General features: G+C 61.3%; 13 protein-coding genes and 1 riboswitch. Of the genes, 3 read left to right on the top strand and 10 right to left on the bottom strand.

The window, feature by feature from the left end; all coding sequences use genetic code 11:
* Window positions 1-107 precede the first annotated feature (107 nt).
* The gene (locus ASE26_RS08650; RefSeq protein ID WP_156398138.1) at window positions 108-1,553 is read left to right on the top strand and encodes an OmpP1/FadL family transporter; all 1,446 of its coding nucleotides are present in this window, start codon (window positions 108-110) and stop codon (window positions 1,551-1,553) included.
* Between the two features lie 272 nt (window positions 1,554-1,825).
* Window positions 1,826-3,841 (top strand): beta-galactosidase, encoded by a 2,016-nt coding sequence (locus ASE26_RS08645; RefSeq protein ID WP_229207253.1) that lies wholly within the window; start codon window positions 1,826-1,828, stop codon window positions 3,839-3,841.
* A gap of 19 nt (window positions 3,842-3,860) precedes the next feature.
* On the opposite strand, the gene ASE26_RS08640 is transcribed toward ASE26_RS08645, so the two are convergent.
* On the bottom strand, window positions 3,861-4,211 hold the full coding sequence (locus ASE26_RS08640; protein ID WP_156398137.1) for a hypothetical protein: 351 nt from the start codon (window positions 4,209-4,211) through the stop codon (window positions 3,861-3,863).
* 41 nt (window positions 4,212-4,252) lie between these two features.
* Window positions 4,253-4,357, bottom strand: a riboswitch (SAM-I-IV-variant riboswitch).
* A gap of 147 nt (window positions 4,358-4,504) precedes the next feature.
* Window positions 4,505-5,173 (bottom strand): GNAT family N-acetyltransferase, encoded by a 669-nt coding sequence (locus ASE26_RS08635; protein ID WP_055935252.1) that lies wholly within the window; start codon window positions 5,171-5,173, stop codon window positions 4,505-4,507.
* 238 nt (window positions 5,174-5,411) lie between these two features.
* Here ASE26_RS08635 and ASE26_RS08630 point away from each other — a divergent pair, with 238 nt between their 5' ends.
* On the top strand, window positions 5,412-7,712 hold the full coding sequence (locus tag ASE26_RS08630) for an isoamylase (protein WP_057246034.1): 2,301 nt from the start codon (window positions 5,412-5,414) through the stop codon (window positions 7,710-7,712).
* A 173-nt stretch (window positions 7,713-7,885) separates the two neighbouring features.
* On the opposite strand, the gene ASE26_RS08625 is transcribed toward ASE26_RS08630, so the two are convergent.
* From ASE26_RS08625 to ASE26_RS08590, 8 genes are all read right to left on the bottom strand, one after another.
* Window positions 7,886-8,251 carry a hypothetical protein gene (locus ASE26_RS08625; RefSeq protein WP_055935248.1) on the bottom strand — a complete coding sequence of 122 codons (366 nt, stop codon included), beginning with the start codon at window positions 8,249-8,251 and terminating at the stop codon, window positions 7,886-7,888.
* Between the two features lie 13 nt (window positions 8,252-8,264).
* On the bottom strand, window positions 8,265-9,188 hold the full coding sequence (locus ASE26_RS08620; protein ID WP_057246032.1) for an NAD(P)H-hydrate dehydratase: 924 nt from the start codon (window positions 9,186-9,188) through the stop codon (window positions 8,265-8,267).
* Window positions 9,185-9,949: a histidine phosphatase family protein gene (locus ASE26_RS08615; protein ID WP_055935244.1), complete on the bottom strand. Its 765-nt coding sequence runs from the start codon at window positions 9,947-9,949 to the stop codon at window positions 9,185-9,187. The genes ASE26_RS08620 and ASE26_RS08615 overlap by 4 nt, the downstream gene beginning before the upstream one ends.
* Window positions 9,950-10,102: 153 nt before the next feature.
* On the bottom strand, window positions 10,103-13,639 hold the full coding sequence (locus ASE26_RS08610; protein WP_057246030.1) for a pectinesterase family protein: 3,537 nt from the start codon (window positions 13,637-13,639) through the stop codon (window positions 10,103-10,105).
* 30 nt (window positions 13,640-13,669) lie between these two features.
* Window positions 13,670-14,239 carry a PEP-CTERM sorting domain-containing protein gene (locus tag ASE26_RS08605; RefSeq protein ID WP_082591316.1) on the bottom strand — a complete coding sequence of 190 codons (570 nt, stop codon included), beginning with the start codon at window positions 14,237-14,239 and terminating at the stop codon, window positions 13,670-13,672.
* A 270-nt stretch (window positions 14,240-14,509) separates the two neighbouring features.
* A complete protein-coding gene (locus ASE26_RS08600; RefSeq protein WP_156409905.1) occupies window positions 14,510-14,857 on the bottom strand; it encodes a hypothetical protein in 348 nt (115 codons plus the stop codon).
* A gap of 262 nt (window positions 14,858-15,119) precedes the next feature.
* Window positions 15,120-15,656: a GNAT family N-acetyltransferase gene (locus tag ASE26_RS08595; protein WP_057246070.1), complete on the bottom strand. Its 537-nt coding sequence runs from the start codon at window positions 15,654-15,656 to the stop codon at window positions 15,120-15,122.
* A 911-nt stretch (window positions 15,657-16,567) separates the two neighbouring features.
* On the bottom strand, window positions 16,568-17,965 hold the full coding sequence (locus ASE26_RS08590; RefSeq protein ID WP_055935237.1) for an L-cystine transporter: 1,398 nt from the start codon (window positions 17,963-17,965) through the stop codon (window positions 16,568-16,570).
* Window positions 17,966-17,968: the final 3 nt, after the last annotated feature.

Below are 17,968 nucleotides of genomic sequence, written 5' to 3'. Positions count from 1 at the left end.
TCAAAAAGCACCGTCGTACGGTTTTGGTGTAGACTTCGATGCCCTTTCGCATTTTATAATCGCGCAAGGTTGTATCTATATCAATAACGAACAAGCCGAGACCTACCTTGAACCCAAAATACCTCTCCCTGATGGTTGCCGCAGCCCTGTCGGCCGCCGCAATGAACGCAAACGCATCCGGTTACCGCTTCGGTTCCCAGTCCGTGTCCGGCCAAGGCACCGCGGACTCCAACACCGCTGAAGCCGCCGATGCTTCCACCATTTTCGCCAATCCAGCCGGCCTGTCCCGTCTGGAGGGCACCCAGTTCTCCGGCGGCGTCACCGCCGTCGTACCACACTCGACCTACGACGACAAAGGTTCGAAGCGCTTCGGCAACGTCGGCTCCACCGGCGGCCTGGCACACCAGGATGATTATGCCCCGAACGCGGTGGCAGCTCCTTCGCTGTACATCTCGCATAAGCTGAACGACCAGTGGGCCGTTGGCCTCGGTACCTTCGTTCCTTACGGCGCGAAGCTGGACTATGACAACAACTGGGCCGGCCGTTACGCGCTGACCAACATCGACCTGAAGTCGGTTACCCTGAACCCATCCGTTTCCTTCAAGCTGAACGAGACCCACTCCTTCGGTTTCGGTATCGATGCCGAGTTCATGAAAGCCGAGCTGGGCCAGGGCGTTGACGTGCCTGGTTCCATCATGTTCCTGGGCGCTAACGCTGCGAACCCTGCGATTGCTGCGCGCCGCGCTGCACTGCTGCAAGCGATCGTCGCTGCCGGCGGCAACCCGGCGGCCCTGGGAGCTGCCAAAGACGGTCACGCCACGATGGACGGCAAGGATTGGGGCGTAGGCTTCAACCTGGGCTATATGTTCAACCTGAACAAAGACACCCGTTTCGGCCTGGCCTACCGTTCGTCGATCCACCACAAGCTGAAGGGTGACGCGGTATGGGACTTCTCCACCGTGACCACCGATGCCAAGGTGAACGCCGTGCTGCAAGCTTCCTCGCGCAAGTCTAACTCGCCAGCGCTGGTCGACATCAAGACCCCGGAAACCCTGTCGGCCAACGTGTTCACCCAGGTGGACGACAAGCTGGCCCTGATGGCTGACCTGACCTGGTCGCGCCACTCCCGCATGGACGACCTGCACATCCAGTTCGTAGGCACCACCGAAGGCGACGAAGTGATTCGCCAGCAGTGGAAAAACACCGTACGCGGCTCGCTGGGCATGAACTACAAGCTGAACGACGCCTGGCTGCTGCGCGCCGGTGTGGCGATCGACGAGTCCCCAGTGCGCTCGCAAACGCTGCGCCACTCGGCACTGCCTGATTCGGATCGCAAACAGGTCTCCTTCGGCGCCAACTGGAAAGTATCGGCCAACTCGTCGATCGACCTGGCTTACAGCTACCTGAAGTTCGACGACGCATCGAGCAACTACACCAACCAGTGCAGCACCCTGGCTGGTCCTGGCACCTGCACCGGCAACGGCGAAACCACCATCGGCACCTGGAAGACCCATATGTCGCTGGTTGGCGTGGCGTACAACTACAAGTTCTAATCCTTCCGGGATGGACCGAAAAGCCGGCGCTTGCGCCGGCTTTTTTTATGTTTGAGCCCATTGGCAAATATCATTTTGCATGTTGGCTATTTTCGCAATTGCTCCGTCTTTGTCCCCCTTGTAAATTGAGCCACGTCGCCTGAAACTCGGTGCCGACGTGGCAAGAATGGACAGGGCACGGGAGTACCGGACAAACAACGAACCCAACAAACACGATGATATTGCGAACGGCCCTTGGAACAACGATTCTTGCCAGCTCGCTGGCGCTTGCGATGCTCGGCTCCCCGGGCCGGGCCCAGAGTGTCGAAAACCATCCTGGCTGGCCCGGCGCCGGCCAGCTCTTCGTCGGCACCAACTACCAGCCCTTCGATCGCAGCGGCCGCGATCAGATCGAGCGCGACATCGCGCGCATGAAGCGGGCAGGCTTCAAGGTCGTTCGCATGGGCGACCTGGCGTGGGACGCTTTCGAGCCGGCCGAAGGGAAGTTCGACTTCCGGTTCTTCGACTGGGTCATGGACCGGATGCATGCTGCCGGCCTGAAAGTCATCATGGACATCCCGGGCCAGCCCGCGCCGGTGTGGCTGCACAACAAGTACCCGGGCGTCGACATCATCGACCAGCGCGGCGCGCGACTCGATCCCGTCGAACGCTACATGGACGACACCAGCGATCCGGGCTACCGGCGGCTGCTGGTGCGCCTGGCCGATACCATGACGAAACGCTACGCCAAGCATCCGGCGCTGTTCGCCATCGGCTACAACAACGAGATCGGCAACGGCATGGTGTCGTACTCGGAGGCCGATCGCCAGCGCTTCATCGTCTGGCTCAAGCGCAAATACGGCACCGTCGCAGCCTTGAACAAGGCGTGGGCCACGCAGCGCTGGTCGCGTCACCTGAACACCTGGAATGAGGTGCGCCTGCCGTATATCGAAGGCCCTGGTCCGTATGAGCGCTACCTTGATATGCGGCGCTTCTGGTCGGACCAGACCGTTGAAGTACTGGAGCTGCTTGAAGCGGTGCGCAAGAAGAACGTGCCGGACAAGCCCGCCATCTCCAACCTGTGGGACAGCGCCTGGCGCAAGGGTTTCGACATGCTGGCCAACTACCGCAAGTATGCGAGCTATGGCGCGATGGGCTTCTACCCGGGCGATCCGCTGAGCGCAGGGTTTGAATCGACCATGATGCGGGCCGGCATGAAGGCGCCGATCTGGTTCAACGAATTTACTGCGGGTGGCCCCGGCTACTACGGCACGCCGGGACGTTCGCGCATGTGGGCGCACTTCGGTCTGCTGATGGGCGCGCAGGCAGTGATGCCGTGGACCTGGCACAGCCACCACGGCGGCGAGGAACAGGCGCTGTTCGGCCTGATCGACCACGACGACCGGCCTTCCTGGAAGCTCGACGAATTCGCTACCATCGCGAAGGAATTCGCCAAGCTGGAAAAGCTGGGCTTCCCGCGCATGCAGGAGTCCAAGGTTGCCATCGCCTACGCGTTCGACAACATCATCGCCACCAACCTGCCGAAGGAAGGCATGAACAACACGGTGCGGCCATACGTCAACCCGGGCTACATGAAGCAGGCGCACGGCGCATATGAGCCGCTGTTCAAGGACAACATCGATGTGGCCGTCATCCACGTCGGCCACGAGGACCTGAGCCGATACAAGCTGGTGATCGTGCCGGGCATGTATCTGCTGGACGCCGCATCGAGGACGAACCTGCGCAAGTTCGTCGCCGACGGTGGCACCCTCATCATGACGGCGCAATCGGACAAGGTGGATGACAACAACCAGTGGTTCGACACACCGCTGCCAGGCGGCCTGACGGACGTGTTTGGCCTGCGCACCAACGCGTTCTACAATGCGGGCGCGCTGCAGACGACCATCGGCGGCGAAGAGGTCAAGGCCGAGCTGGGCCCCTACGAGGTGCTGGAGCCGTCCAGCGCCGACGTGCTGGCGCGCTTCTCGAACACGGACGGCAACGTGCCGGCGATTACGGTCAACCGCTTCGGCAAGGGGCGTGCCATTTACGTCGCCACGGCCGCGCAGCCGAAGCTCATGGGACCGTTGTACCGCCAGCTCTACGAGAGCCTGGGCATTGTGCAGGGGCCGAAGACGCCCGACGGCGTCTACGCGCGTGTCGTCGATGGCAGGACGCTCTACGTCAACACCACTGGTGAGGCGAAGGACGTGGTAATCGACGGTGCGATGAACGGCGTACTCACTGGCAAGCGCTGGTCGGGCCTGCTGCACCTGGAGCCCTTGGGCGTCGACCTGCTCGAGAAGTAGCGAACCCAGCGCAGGCGATTCAGCTGGAGATGCCAGCGCTAAGGGATGCCTGCGCCGCGCCGCTATCGAAGTGGAGCATGTGTTCGACGTGCACCTTGATTTCGCCGTTCAGGCTTGCGAGTTCGGTGCGTAACGCGCGCGCCGATTCGTCGCCGATACCATTGACGGTAATACAGTGATCGTAACAACCTGCACGACGCGAGATCACCCACTTCTCGATTTGGGCGTTCGAGTTTTTCAATGTCGATTCGAGCTGGCCTGCAACGGGTTCATTCGTTCCCAGCGAAAGGTGGAACGTATGGGTCATGCGAAACTGGTTGCCCCATGCGCTAAGGTCGAGGGAAGGGGCTGGGGAGGTATGAGTTGTCATGGTTTCTCCTGAGAGCTTGGCCCGATTCGGAGCAAACCATGTCGCGCCCGCTTCGTTGCCGTTAATAGGCCGCATCGCCGTGATGGCTTCCACCTTGCCCGGGTAAGGCAGGTTGGCGTCGGATAAACCGACTCTTGATGCTGAATAGCTGCCAACAAATTCGTTGAACGAATTTCGTTATACAGAACATGTGTTCAATATAGCGGAATTTTTTTGAGGCAGCAACAAATTGTTCAGATGGTGAGCAAACAGCTAATATTTTCCTGCGATTTGCTCACCGGGAAGGGGCGGGCTCACCCGCACAAAGCCGCTGGCAGCACTGCCGTGGACCACGGCGAAATAACGGTCCAGCCGAGACGAGTGTAGAGTGCACGCCCATCCTCGGTTGCCACCAGCAGCCGTTCGGTGACACCAGCCTGAGCGGCGAGCGAATCAAGCGACTGCATGACGACACTGCCAAGGCCGCGGCGCCGATGGGATTCTGCTGTTTCGATCTGGTCGAAAATGGCGGTTCGGCCGTGCAGCACAATGCGCCCCGATGCGGCCAGCTCCTGGCTTTCATGGATCACTCGAACCACCTGTGCGCCGTGCTGGGCTTCGAAGCGGGCTTGATACCCCAGGGGCATCGCCACAGCATCCGGTGCCAGCGCGGGCCCCATCATGAGGTAGCCGGGGCCTTCGATGTTCCAGCGCGCCGGCAACGCCTGCCGCAGCACGTGAGGCTCGACGGCCGCTTTGAGGAAGATGTGCGGATCGCGTATGCGGTCGGCGCAAGCCTGCAGTGCCTGTCCTGCATCGAGAAATACATGGCGCCGCAGCTGTTCCGGCTTCCCGACTTCAACAACAAGTCCGCCATCCGAAGGGCGTGGTAAAGGCACGCCGCGCGACAAACTCCAGCCGGTGAGCCAGCGTTCGACCAGTGCAAAATCTATAGTGTTCAATTCGAATTCTCTGTCATTCATTTTCCAGTTTCCAGCCGCCATCGCAGTCGACGATGGTGCCGGTGACGAATGTGAGCATGGCGACGGACATGATGGCGCGGACTCGGCGCACGAGTGTAACAGGGGCATGGAGATTTTGCTTTTGTAGTGCAATTACATCATTGCGGCCTCAATGTAGTTGAGTAAACGCCAGCGGCGGAGCAGAATCAGCTCGCTACCAAGTAGCAAAAATACATAAATTAAGAATAGGGAGACATTAATGAAAGTTCGCCGTGCCCTCCGGGTGGCGATGCTGGGCTGCGCCTTGCTTGCGAGTCCAGTCATCCATGCCGCCATCAATGCCAACAGCCTTGGCGCCGCCTACGACGCCGCCAAATCCAGCATCAACTTCAAGATTTATTCCAGCCGTGCCGCCCGCATCGACCTGTACTTGTACAGCGCCGCCACCGGGCAGCAGGAAAAGGCCAGCCTGCCGATGACCCTTGGCAGCGGCGGCATCTGGAGCGTGAACGTCACCAGCAGCCAATTGGCCAGCTACGGCATCACCGATACGGTGTATTACGGCTACCGAGCCTGGGGCGCGAACTGGCCCTATAACGCGGCCTGGACCAAGGGTTCGTCGGCAGGCTTCATCACCGACGTTGACGCCAACGGCAATCGCTTCAACCCGAACAAGTTGCTGGCCGACCCTTATGCGCTGGAGATCAGCCACGACCCGACTACCGCCACCATGGGCAATGGCACGATCTACGCCAGCGGCGCCCTGTACCGCACTATCGACAGCGGCAGCAGCGCGCCGAAAGGCATCGTACTGCAGGGCGACAGCCAATCGATCGGCACCAAGCCAACGCGCGCCTTCAAGGACGACATCGTGTATGAGGCCCATGTGCGCGGGCTGACGAAGAGTGACAGCGGTATCACGGCCGCTTACCGCGGCACCTACAAAGGCGCGGGGATGAAGGCGCCATACCTGGCAAGCCTTGGCGTGACCGCGGTTGAATTCCTGCCGGTGCAGGAAACGCAAAACGATACCAATGATGCCGACCCGAATTCCAATACGGGCGACAACTACTGGGGCTACATGACCCTGAACTATTTCGCGCCGGATCGCCGCTACAGTTACGACAAGACAGCTGGCGGCCCGACCCGCGAGTTCAAGGAAATGGTGAAGGCCTTCCATGACAACGGCATCAAGGTCTATATCGACGTGGTCTACAACCACACGGGCGAGGGCGGCCAGTGGAATGCCGGCGACAAGACCACCTACAACATCTACGGCATGCGCGGGCTGGATAACCCGACCTACTACTCGCTGACCAGCGACTTCCAGAATTCCTGGGACAACACCGGCGTAGGTGGTAACTACAACACACGCAATACGGTGGCGCAAAACCTGATCGTCGATTCGCTGGCTTACTGGCGCGACAAGCTGGGCGTCGATGGCTTCCGCTACGACCTTGCATCGGTGCTGGGCAACACCTGCCAGCGCGGCTGCTACAACTTCGACAAAGCCGATAGCGGCAATGCGCTGAACCGCATTGTGGCGGAATTGCCGGCGCGTGCTGCGAGCGGCGGCAGCGGCGTTGACCACATTGCCGAGCCGTGGGCGATCGGCGGCAACTCCTACCAGGTCGGCGGATTCCCTGCAGGATGGGCGGAATGGAACGGTATCTACCGCGACGTGATCCGCCAGGACCAGAACAAGATGGGGCAGGTGGCGATCACGCCGGGCACGCTGGCCACGCGCTTTACCGGCTCCAGCGATTTGTACGGCGACGATGGGCGTAAGCCATGGCATTCGGTGAACTTCATCACCGCGCATGACGGCTTTACGCTCAAGGACCTGTACAGCTGCAATATGAAGAACAACAGCCAGGCCTGGCCGTATGGTCCAAGCGATGGCGGCGAAGACAATAACAATAGCTGGGACCAGGGCGGCGTGGCGAGCGAGCAGCGCAAGGCGGCGCGCAATGGCATGGCGTTGATGCTGTTGTCGGGCGGGGTGCCGATGATGGTGGGCGGCGATGAGTCACTGCGCAGCATTAACTGCAATAACAATCCCTACAACCTTGATTCCCCGGCCACGTGGCAGAACTGGAGCTGGAGCGCGGACCAGTCCAATTTTCAGGCCTTCACCAAAGGCCTGGCCGCTTTCCGCAAAGCCCATCCAGCGCTGCGTCCTGCGAATTTCTATGCATCGACGGACGGCAACGGCAATGTGATGGAACAACTGCGCTGGTTCAAGCCCGATGGCGCGGTGGCCGATGCGGCTTATTTCAACGACAGCAATAGCCACGCTATCGCCTGGCGCATCGACGGCAGTGAGTTTGCCGACAGCGCCTCTGCCATCTACGTCGCCTACAACGGCTGGAGCGGCAACGTGAACTTCACGCTGCCGTGGCCGGGCGCGGGCAAGAGCTGGTATCGCGTGACCGATAGCTGCCCCTGGGCCGAAGGCGCCGGCCAGGTACGCACGCCAGGCGCGGAGGACCTCATCGGCGGCGAGAACTACGTGTACGGCGTGTGCGGCCGCGGCCTGCTGCTCCTGATCGCGAAATAGTAAATGTCCACCTTGGGGTCAGGAGCGAAAGTGGACATTTTCCTGGTGGCCGGGTTGCTGGCCGGTGGGGGGCGTGGAAGTGCCGGGGACTGCGGCTGGACTGTCTGCCGGCGCCGCCCCACTAGTTGGGGGGCGCCAGCGTGGCGGAAGGTCGGCATGGCTCGGCCTCCGCATCAGTAAGTTGGACGGCGGTCACGCTGCATGTCCTTCTGGTCGGTCTTGTCAGGCACGTAGGCAGGCGGCTGGCCGGCTCCGGTGTTGCCTTGTGTGCCGCTGGTTCCGCTTGTGCCCGGAGTGGCGCCGGTAGCTGGCGGCACCGTCGTGTCGGGTGGTGGTGTGGTGGTGTCGGAAGGCGGCGTTGTTGGCGTGACCGGTGCCGGTGCCGGGGCCGGCGTGGCCGGTGACGCTGCAGGGGGCACGGTTTCTGCTGCTGTTACGGGAGCCGGTGACGTGTCTTCCGTGCGATTTTTGCAACCGGCGACGCCGGTGGCCAGGGCTGCGCCCAGCAACAGGGCGCCTGCTTTGCTCATGGTGTTCATTTTGGAGTTCCTTTCATTGGGCAGCCAGTACCCGCAACAATGCCGGTATTTCGGCTGCAAGTTCGCGCGCCAGGTAGCCCAGTGGGCCGCAACGCAGCGCCAGTTGTTCGCCTGCTGCTGCATGCAGCACCACGCCCCAGGCCGCAGCCTGTTCCAGTGAAGCGCCGCGAGCCAGCAGCCCGGCGATGATGCCGGCCAGGGTATCCCCCGATCCGGAGATGGCCAGGCCGGCGTTGCCGCCCTGGTGCTGCCACAGCTTGCCGTCCGGCGTCGCCAGCACCGTGGTGGCGCCTTTCAGCGCAACGACGGCATTCCAGCGATCGGCGGCGGTTTGCGCTGCGCCTTGCGGTTCCTGCTCGATATTTCCGCGCACCCCGCCTGTCAGGCGTGCCAGTTCGCCGGCGTGGGGTGTCAGCAATACTGGCGTGGGAAAGCGGAAATGCTCCCAATCGACTGCTTCGTCCAGCAAGTGCGGTTCGCCGCGCGGATGAACGGCGCACATGGCGGCGGCGTCGAGCACGATTGGGATGGCGCTGAAGCGCTGCAGCAGGTGCTGCACCAGTTCGACGCAACTTCCCTCGTCTTGCATGCCGGGGCCGACCAGCAAGGCGTCGGCTTTGCCGGCCAGCTCTGCGAGGCGCCGCGTACTGTCGGCCTGGAAGCCGTGTGCCGGCGTTTCGCCAAGGCTGATCACGCGCGCTTCGGGGATGGCTGCACCCACTTGCGGTGCTACGCTGGCAGCGGTGGCGATGGTCAGCTTGCCGGCGCCCGCGCGCAGGGCTGCTTCACCGGCGAGGATGGCGGCGCCCGGCATTTCCGCCGAGCCGGCAACCACCAGCACGTGGCCGCGCGCTTCCTTGTCGCCGTCGAAGCCGGGCTGCGGCAAAGGCCAGCCGCGCAGCAGGGCAGGATTCAGTTCGATCGGAACGTTGCTCATGGTTTCGGTGCGGCCGGGATGTCCGGCTTGTCGGTGACTGGTGTGCCGCTTTCTTTCAGCGGCGCGACGAAGTTTTCCAGTTCCAGCACCAGCTTGCCGCGCTTGCCCGCTTGCGGATCGAATTGGTAGGAGGTGACGCCGCAGTTGGGTACGTCGGCAGCGCGGTCGACGGCGAGGATGGCTTCTTCATCGAGCCGTTCGAACAGGTAGCGGAAACAGTTTACGATGACCTGGTGGCCGATGATCAGCACGCGCTCGCGTCGGTACTCGCGGGTGATGGTGTCGAGCACACTGCGCAGGCGCAGGATCACGTCGCACCAGCTTTCCCCGCCGGGTGGACGGAAGTAGAACTTGCCGACGTGCTTGCGCTGCGCTGCCAGGTCGGGGTATTTATCCGCGATGCCCAGTGGCGTGAGCCGGTCCGTAATGCCGAATTCCTTCTCGCGCAGGCGCTCGTCGGAGACCACGGCCAGCATATCTTCAGCGCCGAGGCATTGCAGTACGGCTTGCGCGGTGGCGTGGGCCCGCAGGTAAGGGGAGTACAGCACGACATTGGGCTGCCGGGCAGGCGGCAGGGCCGCGAACCATTGCGCCAGCGCGGCGGCCTGGCGCATGCCCAGCTCAGAGAGGGGAACGTCGACATCGCGCTCGGCAATGTCGATCAGGAACTCATTGGCAGCCGTGGCGGCGTCGCGCGCCACGTTGCCGGCACTCTGGCCATGCCGCACGAGCCAGATCTGTTGCGGCCATTTTTGCTCCATCGCATACCTTTCGGTCGATAGCCAAAAGCTTATGGTAAGCGATGCGAAGGCAGGGCGGCACACAATCCCCGCCAGCAAGATTTACGGCTGCGCCCGTGTCACACCTTGGGGTGTGACCCCAAGGTGTGACACGGGCTCGGCTGGTGCGAGTTGCTACGGGTTCCAGCCGGCGCCGTTGTTGTAGGCGGCGAAGACCTGGGCGCGGGTGGAGAAGCCGGTGGCGACGTCGGTGGCGCTGAGCTGGTAGCCGCCGACGCGCGGGGCGAGGTTGAGTGGATTGCCGAGCAGGTCGGTGCTGCCGTATTCGCGCCAGCCGCTGGAGGCGTCGGGAACCGCCGGGTTGGCTGCGGGTTGGCCATTCACGCCTGCGCCGGCCCAGCCGACAGGGGCTATGTGGCTATCCATCTGGCAGTTGATGAAGGCGACGTTGTCCCACACGCTTGCGTTGCCGGAGCTGCGCGCCAGGTAGGTGGCGCCGTTTGGCACGTCGCCATGCGCGGGGCCCGGGCCGGGGCCGTGCGTCAGGCGGCTGTTCAGGAACACGTAGCCTTTGTCGGCGGCATTCGGCACGCGGGCCTGCAGGATGTAGCCGCCGCTGCTGGCGCTGGCAGTGTCGCCAACCGAGCGGATTTCACTTTCTTCAAACAGGGCGGCGCGACTGCCTCCCCAAATGAAGTCGACATTGCCTGCCACCAGTGTGCGGTAGAACCAGGACCAACCCTTCAGGTTCAGCGTGTCCTGCTCGCTGTAGAAGGCTGCGTCGCGTGCCACCAGGCGGCCATTGTCGTTGTTGAAGTAGAGCGTTTCCGCTTGCGCCGAGATGTTGGCCGCACGCAGGGTAGTGTTGCGCAGGGTGAGGGTGTCGAGCACCAGCATGTCGGAGGTTTCCACCAGCATGACAGAGCGTCCGCCAGCGGCGGCATTCGCGCCGGGCGCCTGGCTGGAGCCGGTACCGGGGTTGAGGGTGTCGTAGTTGGCATACTGGATTACCGTACCGTCCCGGCTTTCTCCGCGCAGGGTTACGTTGTCCTTTCCGCGCAGGAAGAGCAATTCGTCGTAGCTGCCGTTGCGGATCGTGACCGTGGCTGGCAAGGCCTGGTCCACATTCCGCATCAGGAAGTTGAGTGCACCTTGCACGGTGGCGAAGTCGCTGCCCGCATCTGCCCCCACCGCCAGGTCCGGCCCGGACGGTACCGTGGCCCTGGTGGTGAAGGACCAGTTGCCGAGCTTGCCGATGCCGACGAACGGCGTGCCGCCCAGCGTGGTGCCATTGAACACCCCATTCGCGATCGCCACATAGTATTCGGTGCCGTAGGCGAGCTTGCCGCTGTGCGGCTTGATCGTCACGAGGTTGCCACTGATGGTGACAGGGTTGGTATTCACCTTGCGCACGGTGCCCTGGCCAGGGTAGCCCAGTTCATCGCTCTCGCCGGACAGTTTGATCACGTCGACCAGCGCGTCGTCCATCTTGCGGAAGATGCGAATGGTTCCGCTGCTGCCCAGAGTCGGCGTGCCGTCGAATGCCAGGCGCAGGCTGGCATCAATGTGGGCTGCTCCTTGGGTCGCGGCAGGCGAAGCACGGTCGGCCAGCGCGTAAGTCTGGGTCGGCTGCACGAACTGCGCGCCGATGGCGGCACTGACCAGCCGCACCAGCGTTGGATCGCTGTCGCTGGTCACGCGCACCGTGGCGTTGCCGGCAGCAACCGGCGTCAGTACCAGCGTGTTGCCGCTGACGCCGGCTGCCAGCACCGCCGGGTTGCTGGAGCTGGCGCTAAAGCTGTCGGCCGTGCCGTCCGGTTTGAGGGCGGTAACGGCCAGCTGCAATGGCGCATCGCCCGCTTCCGCGTTATAGCTGCTTATGGCGGGGTTCAGCGTCAGTTGCGAGGGCTTCAGGTTTGGATCGCCGATCCGTACGTCGTCGATCTGGAAGGATTTATTGGCGGTGTACAGTCCAACCAGCCCGCGTGCGCTGAAAGCGGTGTCGCTCACTGATCCCAGCGATTCGCCATCGAGATAGACCGTCAGCGTGCTGCCGATCATTTCAAAGCGCACGGTGTAGAACACGGAGTCCATATTGATTGGCTTGCGCACCTGCTTGGGCCGGGACAGTGCGCCGTTCAGCATTTTGGCGATTTCGACCTGGGTGCTGGTATTCGCGTTCTGGACGTTCAGGCCGGCGCCATACCAGTTGCTGGCGTTGATATAGCGGGTGATCAGGTAAAGCTGCTTGTTGCCGGTCGTGCTATTGGTTTGAGGCTTGATGCGGGCTTCGACGAAGTAGTCGCCGTTCGGCACGTTGGCCATCGCAGCTGGCTTCAACAGGGCCAGTACGCCTCCGGTCGTGGCGGCGGTGTATTGCATCAGCATATTCGTCGCGCCGACCGCTTCCGCCTTGACGCTGAAGCTGCCGTTTGGGCCGGCCACGGGCAGCAAGTCCCAATTGGCGGAGGTGCCGGACTGGAAGTCATCGCAGAAATACAGGCCGCTCGAAGGGCAGGCCAGGGTAAGGATTGGCGTGCCGCTGGTGTCGCCTGTGCCGCTGATGCTGGTGGACAGCTTACCGGCACCTGCTTGCGCCAGGGCGTTGGCTTTCACCAGGGAGACCTGGCGCACGCTATATGTGTAAGGCGGCGTCCACGCGACGTTATTATTGATGGTGCAGCCGGCAAGCAGCGTACCATTCAGCAGCGAGCCGCCGTCCTTGAAGGTGCCGGTGGCTGTGCCGCCCGGATTGACCACGACACTGCTGCAGCCTTGGGCGCCAGCAATTTCAAATACATTCGAATGCGACAGGATCTTCGAGTTGTAGCCGGCGCCAATGCTGTAGAGGTTCGCGTACACCGCGGCGTCGCGGCTGCCGGTGAAGTAGTTGTTGAACAGGTGGACCTGGCCATACCGCACGCGCGGCGCTCGGCTCGAAACATTGCGGAATACGTTGTTGCTGAAGGTGACGCGCAGCTTGCCTTCGTCGGCCGAGGCACCGTCGCTCGAGCCGATCAGGTTGTTCTTGTGATGCTCCCCGAAGACGTTGTACGAGACCGTAACGTAGTCGGATGCGTTGGTGATGTCGACGGCACCGTCATGGCACTGCTTGAGCTGGCCGTTTTCGGTCGGCAGCAGGTTGTCCGTCGTCGGCACATCGGTGAAGGTGTTGTGATCGATCCAGATATGGTCGGAGCCGGAGACGCCGATTGCGTCGTAGGCCGAATTCCATGCGCCGTTGGCGCCATCGTTCGGGTCCCACACAGGGCCGACATCGCAGGGTGCAACGATCTTCAGGTTGCGGATGATGATCTGCGAAACGCCGACAAGCTGGATATGGCCATTGACGATACCAGCCCCGGCTCCAGCGCCGACCAGCGTCGTATTGCTTTTCAGGCGGATGGCACCGCGAATGGCCTGGTCGCCGGTGTTCGCGTACGGAACGCCTTCGGTCATGTCGATGGTGCCGGTGATCTTGATGATCTTGGGATTGGTGCCGCCGTTATTGATCGCGTTCACCAGCTGGGCGCGATTGGCAGCGCTGTAGATTTGTGCAGTGATAGCTGCCGAACCTGCGGCGGTACCGCCAGCCTGGCTTGCCCAGCCATCTGCCGGTGCGACAGCGCGCGCCGGATCGTCGGCCGCGTGGGCGGGCAGGGATAGCGCGGCAAGCAGGGCGAGCGCGGTCCTGAAACCTTTGAGTTCCATATGATTCTCCTTGAGGGGAAGAGCGCTGCTTTAGCTGCGGCGTGTACGGCGGCGGCTTGCCGCAAACGCGGCAAATCCACCAAGCATCAGTGCGGCGCTGCCAGGTTCCGGCACGGCGGCAGCATCCAGTTGCGCAGTAATGCTGGCAAATTCCGCCCAGGTGGTGCCGGTCAGGTCGATATCGATCGACTTGCCGTTCGCGCCCAGCGTCAGGACGGGCAGGCCGCCGATGCCGCTGCCATCGAGCAGTTCGAAGGCGGTAAGCGGTGCGGCGAGGGTATCGCCGAAATCGAAGTGGAACTGGTAATTGCCGGGCGTAACGGCGGCGTTCGCGATCACGGTCAACAGGCCGCTGGCGTCGAAATCGAAGCCGAACATTGCGTCGGCGCTGAGGAACTCGACGCCGGTGCCGGATGGATCAAGCGCGGTGGTGTTGGATCCTGGTTCAAGCTGGAACAGGTGGTCCAGGCCGACGATGGTGTCGGGCGAGCCGTTGTACGTGGCTGTGATGACGGCGTCATGCAAAGGTAATGCTGCTGCGTGTGCAATTCCGGTGGCGAGTACGGCAGCCGCCAATGTCTCCATTATGGTTCTTTTCATCGTGCGCTCCGGTGGGGCTGAATAGGCGTGCCTGATCGGCACCACTAATCTTATATTGGCCTGACCAATATTTCAATCAATCAGGCCAAATTTGGTGCGGTCAGACCACGTTGCCTTGCGGGAATTCGCGGGTAGCGGTTTAAAGAACGTTCTTTTTGTCGCAGAGGTAGCTTGACGAGACGTATTCCGGCCGGCTCGGGTCAGTGGACAACGGCACCTTCGGATGCGTGGCCGACTTGTCGTCGGCGACAATGGTGCCATTGGATTTTGTCAGCTGAAGGTCGGGGAGAATCTGCTACGCTCGATGCAGTTGACGTGCAAGCGGGATCTCAGGGAAGTCACCGGTCCGATAGGTGGTGGATAATCCCTTCGATTCTTGAAAGTCAATTGTTCGGAGTACTCGACTTCATCTCCGTTCCTCACCAGGGTCTTGCGATCAATCGACAGCGTTTCTCCATCGTTTCCAACGGAAATCGGGACCCATTCGGGCTCACCGATAAATGCCGACTTGGTGGAGGCAGCTACTGGTGCCCCCGTATCTTCCATGTTTGCAACCTTATAGATCGCAAGGCCGACGGCGCACAGGCCGACGATCACACACAGCTTCTTGTTTTTCAAAAATGCCGGAAGGCGCTGCTCCAGCTGAAGGGGCAATGAGGCAAACGCGAAATAGAAGAATATTCCGGCAAACAGGACGAAGCCGACAATGTCGTACCACGGGCCTAACTATTGGCTTCCCACGGTTTGGTTCATTCTGTTTCCTCTCAAGGGAAAGTACTTCTACTTCATCCGGATGCATTGCGGCCGTGGCGCCAGCAAAGCGGTTGGGACGAATGGTGTTCACCCGAACCACATCAAATTGACGAATTTCTGCAGACATTCAAGACTGCTCCGGTACAAGCGAAAAGACGTAGGCACCGGTGAATGTGCCGTGCAACTTCAATCGATTGCGTGACAAACATTCTCGTGTTGCGCCGGCTCTTTCCGCAAGGGCCTGACTAGCAAAATTTCCTGCGGCTACAACGATTTCCACCCGTCCCTGTGCGAGATCCCTGAAGGCAAAGCTCTTGAGTGATTGGATGGCGAACATGCCCGCACCCCTGCGTTGCCAGGATTCGCGAACCCAATATCCGAGGTTGCAAAAGCCGTTGACTACGTTGAACTGGTTCAGGCCACAACCACCGACAAGGCTTTGAGATTCAGCGTCGAAGATGCCGAATTCATAGCTGACGCTTTTTGCGCGTTCGGTAGCGCAAGTTGCAAACCACGACATCGCTTCGGCTTCAGAGTACTCCGCATGGGCCCAAGACATCCATCTTCCGACCGTAGCACCAGATTCACGAATGGCTGCAGCAAACGACGACGCGTCACTTTCAGCAAAGGGTCGCAGAAGAAACTGACTACTTTTGATAATCATAGATGGATCCACGCAGCTCATACCAGTCTCCGCTTAGCGCATCGCCGCGAGTAATGCTATGACAATGACGACGAGAGCCAAAACCAACAGCACGATCCATCGAAGGCGTCCAGCCCTGAGCGACTTCGAATAACAATCCATGCACACATCAACTTTTGTCGCTTTGCGAACTCTCGAGTATTTGTAGGCGACCTGGCGTCTTTCCCCAGAAGTGAGCTTGCAACCACAATGCGCGCACAGCCCCGCGTTATTTCTTGTGTCATGAAGTTTCATGCGGCGAAAGTCTCGCACTGCAAACACCGCGACTACTGCCACGGAGACTGTAAGAACCAGGTAATTCAATGCTGCTCCCAACGCAATTCATCAATCCTTCATTATGACGGCTAAACCCATCATGAACAATTGGCAGGAGAGACCTTTACCGTCGCCCATTTAAGGGCCAGGAGTCCAAGTGAGATTGCATATCCGTCGTTGGGCAGCATACAAAACTCTGTGCCGCCAGGCGCGGAACCAAGGGCAGTCCAGTTCAGCGAGACCAATTTTCCCCAAGGGTAGGGCGCAGTGGATATTAGGCTTCTGATTTCTTCTACGCTGGTGTACGCGTTCAAGGCCGACTTGATGAAGTAGTCGACTATCTCTTGCTCCGTGAATGCGAAGGGCTGGAGGGGGCGGACAACGTGACGCCTTTTTTTCCTGGGACTCCCATTCAGGCCGAGACTGTGGCCCGGCCGTCCGCATGTTCGATTTCGATCAGATGGGGCACTGTGACCCAGTCATCGCACAGCCAGTCGTAGTCGGAACCGTCGCGAGGAACGGATACGAGCGCAGGCTCGAAGCTGACTTCAAATGCCCCGATAGTTATCGTGCTTGGGCCGTTGGCTGCGTTCGAATTCGTAGCGGATCAGCATATGTCATGCGGCGGATTGGGAGTCCACTTGCAGTTCCTGGTCGCTGGCAAATGCCGCCATGTTGGTCTCGCCCATCACGCGGCTGGTGACGGTGCCGGCAGCGATCGAGCCGCTGACGTTCAGCGCCGTACGGCCCATGTCGATCAGGGGTTCGATCGAAATCAGCAGGCCGGCCAATGCTACCGGCAGGTTCATGGAAGACAGTACGATCAGCGCGGCGAAGGTCGCGCCGCCGCCGACGCCGGCCACGCCGACGGAGCCGATAGTGATGATCGCCAGCAGCGGCACCAGGAACGATGCGGTAAACGGATCAATGCCAACCGTTGGGGCGATCATCACCGCCAGCATGGCCGGGTAAATGCCTGCGCAGCCGTTCTGGCCGATAGTGGCGCCAAACGAGGCGGCAAAGTTGGCGATGCCTTCCGGCGTGCCCAGGCGCTGGGTCTGGGTCTGCACGCTCATCGGAATGGAGCCCGCGCTGGTGCGGGAGGTGAAGGCGAAGGTCAGCACCGGCAGGATCTTCCTGGTGTAGCGCAGCGGATTAAGGCCGCTGGCGCTGACCATTGCCAGGTGCACGCAGAACATCAGCAGCAGGGCGCAGTAAGAGGCCACCACAAAGCCGATCAGGTTCAGGATGTCGGCATAGCTTGAGCTGGATACCACCTGTGCCATCAGTGCGAACACGCCGTAAGGCGTCAGGCGCAGCACCAGCGTCACCATGCGCATCACGATGCTGTGCGCGACATGCACGGCATGGTCGAAGGAGGTGAAGTGTTCCGGTTTCTTTTCCGCGATGCCGATGGCGGCAATGCCGATAAACACCGCGAACACCACCACTGCAATGGTCGATGTCTTGCGGGCGCCCGTCATGTCGAGGAAGGGATTGCTCGGGATGAAGGAAAGCAGCATGTTCGGCAGCGAGATCGATTGCGCGTCGGCCAGCTTGCCTTCCAGGTAGGCGCCGCGCGCCAGTTCCGCCGCGTTGGATGCCAGGCCGGCTGCGCTGAGGCCGAACAGCTTGGCCATCAGGATGCCGATCGCCGCCGCCACGGTGGTCGTCAACATCAGGGTGCCGATGGTGAGGGCGCTGATCTTGCCCAGCGAGCTGGCGTTGCGCAGCTTGAGGATGGCCGAAACGATGGACACCATAATCAGCGGCATCACGATCATCTGCAGCAGCTTGACGTAGCCGCTGCCGACGATATCGAGGTACTGGCCGGTCACCTTGACCACGTCGCTGCCGGCGCCATACAGCGCCTGCAGCCCGGCGCCCATCACCACGCCCACACCCAGCGCGCTGAACACCCGAACGGTAAAGCTGGCATGGCGTTTCTGCTGCACGACGAGGAAGGCCAGCACGATGGCCGCGACGGCCAGGTTGAGGATCACTTGCAGGTTCATGTG

The sequence above is a fragment of the Duganella sp. Root198D2 genome (assembly GCF_001428585.1).
GTDB lineage: Bacteria > Pseudomonadota > Gammaproteobacteria > Burkholderiales > Burkholderiaceae_D > Rugamonas.
The sequence above is the reverse complement of the archived record's forward strand: the minus strand, read 5'-3'. Positions and strand labels throughout refer to the sequence as shown.